This is a genomic window from Rhizobium glycinendophyticum, assembly GCF_006443685.1.
Taxonomy (GTDB): Bacteria; Pseudomonadota; Alphaproteobacteria; order Rhizobiales; family Rhizobiaceae; genus Allorhizobium; species Allorhizobium glycinendophyticum.
Genome location: NZ_VFYP01000001.1, coordinates 2,984,739 through 2,995,531, shown reverse-complemented (window position 1 = coordinate 2,995,531; position 10,793 = coordinate 2,984,739). Strand labels below are relative to the sequence as shown.

The 10,793-nt window shown below is 61.6% G+C and carries 8 protein-coding genes; 1 reads left to right on the top strand and 7 read right to left on the bottom strand.

Going from position 1 to position 10,793, the window contains the following annotated elements:
- Positions 1–118: 118 nt before the first annotated feature.
- Positions 119–1,651 carry an outer membrane beta-barrel protein gene (locus FJQ55_RS14680; protein ID WP_140828989.1) on the bottom strand — a complete coding sequence of 511 codons (1,533 nt, stop codon included), beginning with the start codon at positions 1,649–1,651 and terminating at the stop codon, positions 119–121.
- Between the two features lie 125 nt (positions 1,652–1,776).
- Between FJQ55_RS14680 and FJQ55_RS14675 the strand changes: the two genes are divergently transcribed.
- Complete coding sequence (locus tag FJQ55_RS14675) at positions 1,777–2,772, top strand: KpsF/GutQ family sugar-phosphate isomerase (protein WP_140828987.1); 996 nt, start codon at positions 1,777–1,779, stop codon at positions 2,770–2,772.
- Positions 2,773–2,787: 15 nt separating this feature from the next.
- Here the strand turns inward: FJQ55_RS14675 and FJQ55_RS14670 are convergent, their stop codons facing one another.
- The 6 genes from FJQ55_RS14670 to FJQ55_RS14645 form a co-directional block, all read right to left on the bottom strand.
- A complete protein-coding gene (locus FJQ55_RS14670) occupies positions 2,788–3,246 on the bottom strand; it encodes an NfeD family protein (RefSeq protein WP_140829310.1) in 459 nt (152 codons plus the stop codon).
- A gap of 2 nt (positions 3,247–3,248) precedes the next feature.
- Positions 3,249–4,283: an SPFH domain-containing protein gene (locus FJQ55_RS14665; RefSeq protein ID WP_140828986.1), complete on the bottom strand. Its 1,035-nt coding sequence runs from the start codon at positions 4,281–4,283 to the stop codon at positions 3,249–3,251.
- A 200-nt stretch (positions 4,284–4,483) separates the two neighbouring features.
- Positions 4,484–6,457 carry a methyl-accepting chemotaxis protein gene (locus FJQ55_RS14660; RefSeq protein WP_140828984.1) on the bottom strand — a complete coding sequence of 658 codons (1,974 nt, stop codon included), beginning with the start codon at positions 6,455–6,457 and terminating at the stop codon, positions 4,484–4,486.
- A gap of 80 nt (positions 6,458–6,537) precedes the next feature.
- Positions 6,538–7,146: a hypothetical protein gene (locus tag FJQ55_RS14655; protein WP_140828982.1), complete on the bottom strand. Its 609-nt coding sequence runs from the start codon at positions 7,144–7,146 to the stop codon at positions 6,538–6,540.
- A gap of 397 nt (positions 7,147–7,543) precedes the next feature.
- A complete protein-coding gene (gene hemH / locus FJQ55_RS14650; protein WP_140828980.1) occupies positions 7,544–8,578 on the bottom strand; it encodes a ferrochelatase in 1,035 nt (344 codons plus the stop codon).
- 126 nt (positions 8,579–8,704) lie between these two features.
- The gene (locus tag FJQ55_RS14645) at positions 8,705–10,636 is read right to left on the bottom strand and encodes a 5'-nucleotidase C-terminal domain-containing protein (protein ID WP_140828979.1); all 1,932 of its coding nucleotides are present in this window, start codon (positions 10,634–10,636) and stop codon (positions 8,705–8,707) included.
- Positions 10,637–10,793: the final 157 nt, after the last annotated feature.

The window sequence follows — 10,793 nt, the reverse complement described above, 5'->3', positions numbered from 1 at the left end:
ATCCTCGCCAATGTCGCCTTTGCCATCGAGCGCCCGGACATCCGTCCGTCGATCGAACAGGAACTGAAGGCGATTCTCGCCGCTCTGAAATAAGGTTGAATTGGCCGGCCGCCGAGCCTCAGCGCTTGGCGGTCAGGCCGACCAGTGCGGTCACCGTATCGGTTTCGCCAGCAGATTTGTAATCGTTGCGCTCATAGGTCAGGTCGGCCGTCGCGTCGAGGTAACGATTGACCTTCCAGGTCAAACCCGCCCCTGCATTGTAAACCGTCTTGTCGGCAGAGGCGCCGGCGTCGTCATAGCGGCTGACCGAAGCGCCGCCGGTCAGGCGTGCAACGAGATTGCTTCTGATATCGTGTGCCAAGTTGACGTCGATGCTGTGTACCGCCGCTCCACTGACGCCGGCGGCAGTTGACGGATCGAGCGTGGTGGCGAGCGTGGCGTCGATCGTGGTCCCTTCCCGCGGCGACCAGAATATGTTGCCATCCACCGTCACCGCCGACAGATCCTCTAGGCGGTTGTCGTCGAACCGTTGTTGTTCGTAGCCAAGCGCCACTTCGCCGCGCAGTTTCTCGCCGAGATCGAGCGTGACACCAGTCTTAGCACCGTAGATATCGGCTGAGCGGCGGTAACCGCTGGAATCGACGCTGTCGTCATAGACGACCTTGCCGGTCGTTGCTTCGACGAAGGGCGTCAGCGCGGTCGAAAGTTCCACGCCGAGGCGTGCACTGACCGTCGCGCGGGTGCGATTGCGGTCGCTGCGGTCGACGGTCGTGCCATCGGACAGTTCGGCATCGGAATAGAGATAACGGCTTGCCTGCGTGGCAATCGAGCCACGCAGAATGCCGAGGTCGCGCTCGATCGACACACCGCCATCGAACTGGTGCACGCCTGACTGGACGCTCGCACCGGAAATGGCATTCGGGTCATCGGTATCTTCTCGGCTGAAACTATAGGCGCCGCTGATATTGGCGACGGTATCATCGGCGAGATCGAGGCGCAGGTTTGCGTCGATCCTCGCGCGCGGTTTGTCGGTGCCGTCGCCGGAGAGCGTCTCCTGCCAGGCGCCTTCGCCCCCGATGGTCAGTTCATGCCGCGACCAGTCGGAGGTGATGGTGCCTTTAAGTCCGGTTTCCGAAAAGACCCGCTTCTCCGTGCCGGTCGATGTCTTCTCACGCTCTATCCCGATCTGTTGGCTGAGGGCAGGGCGCAGAATGAGCGTGCCGAGACGGACGCCCATATCGGCTTCCTCGTCGCGACGGATGCGGGCGGCGGCTGGATTGTCTAGCCGCGTTTCGCGCAAATTCTGCCGGCCGATATCGTCATCCAGCGGGGTCGCTTCGGCAGTGTCGCCGTTGGACGGGAGAGCCGGAGCCGGTGTCGTGGTCGCGGTGGTGGTCGGATCCGTTTGGGCGGCGGCCGCCGTCGGATCGGTCGGGCCCGCCAGAAGATCGGTCGTGTCGGACGCGTTCGCGCTGCCGCCATTGGGTACCAGCCAGTTGGTGGTGCCGCTCGTGGCCGTCGTCGAGGTCTGTGCCTGCTGGGCGGCAAGCGGCAAGGGCAGGGCAAAGACATGGGCGGCCAGCAACGCGGTCATGCCGCGCAGCCCGAGGCGCTTGCAGCCCCGCAATCCCGTCTTTTCATTCATCGTCATTTCGTCCGCCCGGCGCTCCGTCATGCTTACCGAAAGGTAAAGCCTGGTGGTTAATGTTTGGTTTCGGCGGGGGGCCTGCGCGGGTCTGATTTACAGAGACGCCCAAACGCAGTAAGGGACGGGCCATGATCAAGCGCGCCGTCAATCTCGTCGAAGCCAGTGCCACACAGTCCGCGATCCGGGTCGTTGCGACCGAGCGGGAGGGGTTGAAGGTGCTGGAAGATGTCCTTGCAGGGCCGCTCGCTGCGCCCTTCGGCAATGCCGTCAAGGCCATCGGCGATATCAGCGGCCGGGTCATCGTTACCGGGGTCGGCAAGAGCGGCCATATCGGCTCGAAGATTGCCGCGACCTTCGCTTCGACCGGCACGCCGGCCTTTTTCGTGCATCCCTCGGAGGCCAATCACGGCGATCTGGGCATGATCGCACAGGACGATGCGATCCTCGCCATTTCCTGGGGCGGCGAAACGACCGAGCTACAGGGTATTCTCGCCTTCTCCCGCCGGTTCTCGATCCCACTCATTGCGATCACCTCGGGCGAGAATTCAACGCTGGCCCGCAATGCCGATGTCGTGCTCCTGATGCCGAAGGTGACGGAAGCCTGCCCGCACGGACTGGCGCCGACCACGTCTGCCGTGCTGCAACTGGCGATAGGCGATGCCATCGCGATTGCGCTGCTCGAGGCCCGCGGTTTCTCGCCCTCGGACTTCCGCACCTTCCATCCCGGCGGCAAGCTGGGTGCTGCTCTGACCCATGTGCGCGACATCATGCATACCGGCGAGCGGTTGCCGCTGGTGCCGCTCGGCACGTCGATGCCGGAGGCGGTCAAGACACTGTCGCACAAGCGCTTCGGCTGCGTTGGCGTGGTGGATGCCGGCGGCAAGCTTTGCGGTATCGTGACAGAGGGCGACATGGCCCGCAATCTGGCGCGCGATCTCTCCGTCCTCAATGTCGAGCATGTGATGACGGCCAATCCCAAGGTGATCCAAGGCGATGCCCTTGCGACCACGGCGGCGGCAATGATCAACAAGCTCGGGATCGGCGCGCTGATGGTGGTCGACGAGCACGATCATCCGATCGGCCTCATCCACTTCCACGACCTGCTGCGCATTGGTGTCGCCTGAGGGTTCGCCAGCCCATCAGGTTTCTTCCACCGTCAAGTCACGGCCGTTGCTGGAGACGACGCGCACACGAGTGCCGGCAGCAAGATCGGGGCCGGAGACGATCCAGAAGGTGTCATCCAGACGAATGCGGCCGCGGCCCTCGCGGATCGGCTCAGCAAGTGTCGCCGTGCGACCGACGAGGCTCGCGCCGCGCTGGTTGAGGAGCGGTTCGTCGCTGCCGATATCCGCGCGACCGTAATAGCGGCGGCCGGCGAGGGTAAAGGCGACGGAGGCGAAGGCGAAGGCCAGTGCCTGTACCTGCCAGCTCCAGACGGCGAGGTCCCACAACAGCAGGGACAGAGCGCCGGTTGCGAGCGCTGCAAGCCCGATCCAGACCAGGAAAACACCGGGCATCAACAGTTCGGCAGCGAGCAGCAGCATGCCGAGCACCCACCAGCTCCAGGGACCGAGTTCGGTGACGATGCGGGCAGTCATCGTCACGTCTCGCTGCTGGGGCCGAAGGGATTGACGGTGGGTGTGGTGCGCGCGGGGGGCGTGACGCGTGTTGCTGCGGCCGGGGCCGCCGGCGTGGCCGGCCGTACGGGTCGTGTGCCTTGGTCACCGAAGACTTCGCGGGCAATGGCGCCAATGCCCCCAAGCGAGCCGACAAGAGCCGAGGCTTCCATCGGCATCAACACGATCTTGGAATTGCTGGCGGTGCCGATCGAGGTCATGGCTTCGGTGTATTTTTGCGCAACGAAATAGTTGATGGCGTTGAGGTCCCCGGCGGCGATGGCTTCGGAGACCAGGCGCGTCGCCTTCGCTTCGGCTTCCGCCAGACGCTCGCGGGCTTCGGCTTCGCGATAGGCTGCCTCGCGCTGGCCTTCGGCTTCGAGGATCGCCGACTGCTTGGCCCCCTCGGCGCGCAGGATCTGCGCATTGCGGAAACCTTCCGCTTCGAGCACCTGGGCGCGCTTTTCGCGCTCGGCCTTCATCTGGCGGCCCATGGCGTCGACCAGGTCGACCGGCGGCTGGATATCCTTGATCTCGACGCGGGTGACCTTGATGCCCCAGGGGCGGACGGCTTCGTCGACGACCTTGAGCAGGCGGTCGTTGATCACCTCCCGGTTCGACAGAAGTTCGTCGAGGTCCATGGAACCCATGACCGAGCGGATATTGGTCATGGTCAGGTTGAGGATGGCGTTTTCGAGATTGGCCACCTGATAGGCGGCTTCGGCTGCGTTCAGCACCTGGTAGAAGGCGACGGCGTCGGCCGAGACCGAGGCGTTGTCCTTGGTGATCACCTCCTGGGTCGGGACGTCGAGCACCTGTTCCATGACATTCATCTTGGCGCCAATGCGCTCGATAAAGGGCACGATCAGGTTGAGGCCGGGCTCCAGTGTACGGGTATAGCGGCCAAACCGCTCGATTGTGTAGCGATAGCCCTGCGGCACCGTCTTGATCCCGGCGAAAAGAACGAGAACGACCAGCGCTACAAGCGCAATGACGACGATATCCGGACCTGCGAGCATGCGTTAACCCCTCCTCTTGCGGCTACCAAGCGCCGCGTAGCATGCGGTTAACATCGGGATATGTCCCGTGGTTTGCAAGGGTTGGTTTGTCAGCCGGGCGAGGCAGAAGGCATCAACAGCACCCTAAACGGAAAAAAGGCGGAGGATGATCCTCCGCCTTTCATCATCGTGTGCTCGCGATCTTGCATTCGCAGCCGTGCTCAGAACTCTTCCCAGTTGTCCTGGGCGACGGCGGCATTGCCGTGGGCGCGCGGGGCAGGGGCTGATGAACGAGCCTGCTGTGTCGCGGGGCGCGGCGTTGTCGGGCGTGCTGCCGGTGCTGCTGACTGGCTCGGACGCGCCATGGCGCGGGCTGTGTCGCGGAGCGCGCTTGCCTGGGCCGTCTGCGTGCCTTCGATCTTGAAGTGCGAGATCAGGTCGCGGAGCTTGGCGGCTTCGGCAGCGAGTGCGCCGGAGGCGGCATTGGATTCCTCGACCATGGCTGCGTTCTGCTGCGTCGTCTGGTCCATGGCGTTGACCGCATGGTTGACTTCGGAGAGACCCGTTGCCTGTTCCTTGGCCGAGATCGCGATTGCATCCATATGGGTGTTCATCTCACTGATGAGGCCACCGATGGTCCGCAGTGCCTCGCCGGTCTTGCGGACGAGATCGACACCGCCGGCAACTTCCGTCGACGAGTTCTGGATGAGTGCCTTGATCTCCTTGGCGGCGTTCGCGGACCGCTGGGCGAGTTCGCGCACTTCCTGGGCGACGACGGCAAAGCCCTTGCCGGCTTCGCCTGCGCGGGCGGCTTCGACGCCGGCGTTAAGGGCGAGCAGGTTCGTCTGGAAGGCGATTTCGTCAATCACTCCGATGATGTTGGAGATCTGCTGTGACGAGCCTTCGATGCGGCGCATGGCTTCTTCGGCCCGGGCGACGACGTCCGAGGACTGGTTGGCCGAAGTATTGGCCTGCGACGCGACGCTGCGGGCTTCTTCGGTGCGCTTGGTCGAGTTGACCACATTGGCCGTGATTTCCTCGACGGCTGCTGCGGTTTCTTCGAGGGCGGCTGCCTGCTGTTCAGTGCGCTTCGACAGATGGTCGGTGCCCGAGGCGATTTCGCGGGTACCGGTTTCCATGGTTGCGACGCTGTTGGTGATACCGGCGAGCGTCGTGTTCAGCTGGCGGACTGACAGGTTGAAGTCGTGGCGCAGCTGTTCGAAGTCCGGCGCAAAGGCTTCGTTGATCTGGAAGGCGAGGTCACCCGATGCGAGGCGCTGCAGACCGGACGCGAGACCGGACGTCGCGATGCGCAGACGTTCTGCGGCATCCGCCTCGGCGCGCTGCTGGTCCGCGATGCGGTCTGCCTCGGCACGCTTGCGGTTTTCCTCTGCTTCAGCCTCGAGCCGCTTGTTGGCGATGGCTGCTTCGCGGAAGATCTGCATGGAACCTGCCATGCGGCCGATCTCATCCTTGCCGCCCTGCTCGATGCTGACGTCGAGGTCGCCATTGGCAAGGCGCGACGTAGCTTCGGCGAGCTTGCCGAGGGGACGAGATACGAGCTGGAAGTTCAGGAAGCTCATGAGAATGGCAGCGATCCCGACGACGAGGGACGCGAGGAGACTGACATTCTCCACGATATCCAGCGCGTCATGCTGGGTCGCCGCTGACGCCTGGGCGCGGGTCGCCATGGCGGACTTCACGTCCTGAAGGCTCGCATTGAAGGACTTGACGAGCTTTTCGCCTTCTCCTGTCACTTCGATGGCGCGGGCCAGTTCAACCGACTGGGGATCACGCATCAGCGAAATCTGGCGCTCCACGATTTTCGTGCGCCAATCGCTGACGGCGGCAAATGCTTCCTTGAGCTTCGGCAACTCTGCGGGAGCCTGTTCGCTGAACAGCTTTTCCAGCTGGCCCATGTCGCTCACGACCTCGGCCATTCCGGCTTCGGCTGCCGCCGAATATTCGCGGTTGCCGGTCAAGAGGAAGGTCTTGAGGTTCAGGTCCGTCAAAGACAGGTCGCCGGAAAATTCGATAATCGTGTCCACGAGCTGGTTCACCAGTTCGCTTTCTTCGACCTGATGATTGGCGACCAGGGCCCGATTGTAGATGAATGTCGACGAGGCGATGGCGATGGCTGCCAGAATGCCGAAGGCGACGAAGCCCTTGGCGCTGACAGAGATATTCTTCAGCATGGTCTATTCCCGTCTCTATAGGGGAGAGTGTGCAACATGGTTTGCGGACACGGCCACCATCATGGCGCCGTGGCGGTCACTCAGGAACCGGCCTGCATACGCCTTTCGAGTTCCGTCAGGTTCAATTCGACCGTGACGGCACCGATCTTTTTCTTGTCCGCCGACTGAATGGTGAAGCTCACCTGGTCGCGCCAGATCTTGGCTTCGTCGTCCCACTCGGGTTCATCGATGAAGAGCGCATCATCGCCAACGGCAAAGGTCTTTTGGTATTTATCTTCGTCACCCTGCCAGAAGTCGCTGGTGACAGAGCTCTGGCCGACGTTCAGGCCCGTCTGGTCCATGACGAAGACTTCGGCATAAAGGCCGAGGGATTTGCCCTGGATGCGGGCGAGATACACGGAGAGCGGGCTCGACAGGGTTGCTGCGATCAGCGGCTTGTCGGCAGCTTCGCGCTCGGCCTTCCACTGGTTGTCGAGTGCGTCGATCTTGTCCTGCGACAGGTTGTTGAAGCGCTGGTTCTGGGCTTCGACGGACACCTGCACGATTTCGGTATCGATGAACTTGCGCATATCTGCGATGATCGCAGGCGTGACAAGCTTGGCAACGTCGGGCTTCGGCGGCTCAGCCAGAACCGGGCCCACGGACAGGGCCAGGACAGCGATGGCTGCAGTCGATTTCAGAATTCTCATGGCAAACTCCTTCAGTTGCCCAGAATTCTAGCAGTCATTGTTAAACGCACTCTTAATATAAGAATTCACACCTATAAAATCATAATAAAATTCAATTAGATGGAGAGGTGATCAGATCTCTTCAACGGTCTGGACAGCTACTGGTTGTCGGTGTCATGTCGCTCGCCGATGGTCAATGGTATCGGTAACATCGCGATTTCATAGATGCATCAATAGAATGCCTGAAATTCGCTCATCGATTCGATCAAGACCGAATGCGAGGGGAGCTCGCATTTCGGTTGTGTTCGCTGCGGCTGAAATATGGCCCTTGCGCATTATCTCGCGCATCCGTTCGGCACATACCGCCGAGATTTCGCGGCAGGAGCAGCATGAGGTGTGCCTGCCGCGATGCGTGTCTTCAGACCCAGCCCTGCAACTCGCGGCGCACGACATTCTCGATCACGCGCATGCCGTTGTCGCTGTCGTTGAGGCAGGGAATGTGGGTAAATTTCTCGCCGCCATTGTGGAGGAATTCTTCACCTGCTTCGCCGGCGATTTCCTCAAGCGTTTCCAGGCAGTCGGAAACGAAGCCGGGATTGAGGATGGCGATCCGCTTGACGCCTTCCTTGGCCAGCTTCTCGACGGTTTTATCGGTGTAGGGCTGCAGCCATTCTTCCGGCCCGAAGCGGGACTGGAAGGTTACCATCAGCTTTTCCTTCTCCCAGCCGAGATAGTCGCGCAGCAGACGCGTCGTCTTGTAACACTGGCAGTGATAGGGGTCACCCTTCATGAAGTAGGAGCGCGGGATGCCGTGATAGGAGGTGATCACGAGTTCCGGTTCCCAGTCGAGGGTGGCGAGGTGCTCGGTAATCGAGTTTGCCAGCGAGGCGATATAGACGGGATCATCGGCATATTGCGGCACCGTGCGCAGCGCCGGCTGCCAACGCATCTTTAAGAGCGCCTTGAAGGCCTCGTCATTGACCGTCGCGGTGGTGGCTGCCGCGTATTGCGGATAGAGCGGGTAGACGAGGATGCGTTCGCAACCCGCCTTCTGCATCTCGTTCATCTTCGCCTGGATTGCCGGCTGGCCGTAGCGCATGGCCCAGTCGACATGCACGTTGGGCAAGTCCTTCAACGCAACGGCGAGCTTCTCGGCCTGGCTGCGGGTGTATGTGCGCAGATAGCTTTCATCGAGATCCTTGTTCCAGATCTCTTCATAGGCCTTGCCGACCTTCTGCGGGCGCTTGTTGAGCACGATGCCGTAGAGGATGGGATACCAGAACCAGCGGGACCACTCGATGACGCGCTTGTCCGTCAGGAATTCCTCGAGATAGCGGCGCATGGACTTGTAGTCCGTGCCGTCGGGTGTGCCGAGGTTGACGAGGAGCACGCCGACCTTGCCGAAATTGACGGGCGGATGGTCGGAGGGCCAGTGGGCGGGCATTGCGGTCATTGGATTGTCCTGATGATTTGCTGCAGCGAAGCAATACGTCGAAATATGGCACTGGGATCATCTGATAAAAGCAAAAGCCGGCCCGGGGAAGCCCGGACCGGCTGCAAGCGCATGCGGCGAACCGTCTTACTTCGGCGGCAGCTGCAATTCCTTGCCAATCGTGATGAGGTCCGGGTTACGCAGCGTGTTCGCCTCGGCGATCTTCTTCCACAACAGACCATCGCCATAGGTGGCCTTGGCGATCTTCCAAAGGCTATCGCCGGCGACCACCTTGTAGGCGGTTTCAGCGACGGACTTGGCCGTTTCGGTTGCCGTCGGTGCCGGAGCGGTCGCTGCCGGTGCTGCAGCGGCGGGAGCCTCTGTCGCGGGGGCGGTGGAAGTGGCAGGGGTTTCGGTAGCAGGCGCTGCCGGTGTTTCAGCAGCGGGTGCCGTCGTCGTCGCCGCAGCCGCCGCTTCGGCGACGGTGATGCGGCCGTCGGTATAGGGCTTGTAGGGGCTGTTCTTGGCGATGTAGTCCGCAACCACGGTTTCGAGGCCCGGGCCGAAGTCATAGGCGTTCTGGCCGCCGGTCGCGAAGACCTTGTAGCCATCGCCGCCGCCGCGCATGTAGTTGTTGGTGGCAACGCCATAGATTTTGTTGGCGTCGATCGGGACGAACTTGTCGCCCTCCTTCACCAGAACGTCTGAAACGCGGCTGCCAGCCGGCTTCGACGTGTCGAAGGTGTATTTGAGACCCGAGACCTGCGGGAAGCGGCCAGCCCCTTCTTCTACCTGGCTCACACCGTTTTCGAGGGCTGCAACAACGTCGGAGCCCTTCAACTGGAAGGAGGCTAGCGTATTCTGGAAGGGAAGAACCGTCAGCACTTCACCCATGGTAACGGTGCCGGCGTCGATCGAGGCGCGCAGACCGCCGCCGTTCTGGATGGCGATGGTGACGCCCTGATCCTGCAGGCGGTCGACCATGGCATCGGCGACGAGATTGCCCATCGAGCATTCCACCGCACGGCAGGTTTCGCGGGCGCCGTCTATGGCTTCGGCTGTGGCCCCGATTTCCTTCTGCTTGACCTCTTCGATCGGGCCGGCAAGCTCGGTGACCTTAGCGGTGAAGCCGGCATCAGGCGTTACCGAGGCGTCGAGCAGTTTTGGCGCACCGGACGAGGACTTGACGACGCCGGCATCATCGAAGGTCACAGTCAGGTCGCCGAGATATTTAGAATAGGCATAGGCCGTGACGATCGGCACGTCCTTGCCGGACGGGCTCTTCACCAGGGTCGGATAGGGGCCTGCGGCCTTTTCGTCGGTCGAGGAAAGAAGCGTGTGGCTGTGGCCGCCGACGATCACGTCGATGCCGTCAACGGCTTTCGCGATCTCCTGATCCTTGACGTAGCCGACATGGGACAAGAGCACGATCTTGTTGATGCCCTGGCCTTCAATCTCCTTCACGGCCTCCTTCAGGTAACCGATCTCGTCGGCAAACAGGATGGCATCGCCCGGGGATGAGGTCTCGTCGGTGTCTGTTGCAAGAACCGAGACGACGGCGACCTTGTCGGCGCCGAACTCCTTGATGATGTAGGGCTTGAACTTGTTGGCGACCGGAGAATTGAGGCCGGCCAGCGTATTGCCCGAAATCATCGGGAATTTCAGGGCGTCGATGAACTTAGCGAGTTCTTCCGGGCCGTCGTCGAATTCGTGGTTGCCAATCGCCATGGCATCGAAGCCGATGCCGTTCATGAACTCGGCGATCGGGGCGCTCTTGTAGGTGGTGTAGAACAACGAGCCCTGGAATTGGTCGCCCGCATCGAGCGTCAGCACGTTCTTATCCTTGAGTTCGGCGCGGCGCGCATCGATCGCCGCCTTTACGCGGGCTATGCCGCCGAAGCACTCGTTCTTCGCGGCATCGTCGGGAGAGCAGGTGGAATCAGATTTGTTGATCGCTTCGATGCGGGAATGCAGATCGTTGATGTGGAGGATGTTGAGTTCGAAATCGGCGAGGGCGGCGCCTGTGGAAAGGGCGAGCACGGATGCGCTCAATAGGCCAATTCGCAAGTGTCTGAACATCGTCTGTCTCCTGTTTCAATCCGTCTGTCACTGTCTGGCATGCGACTGTGACAGGTGCATGCCGGCCGGGATGCCGAATGTTTTCATCAAGCCTGAGGCAGGGCAAGGGAAAAAGGAGGTGGCGGCTCATGTTAGAGCGGCTGAAAACGAAGAAGCG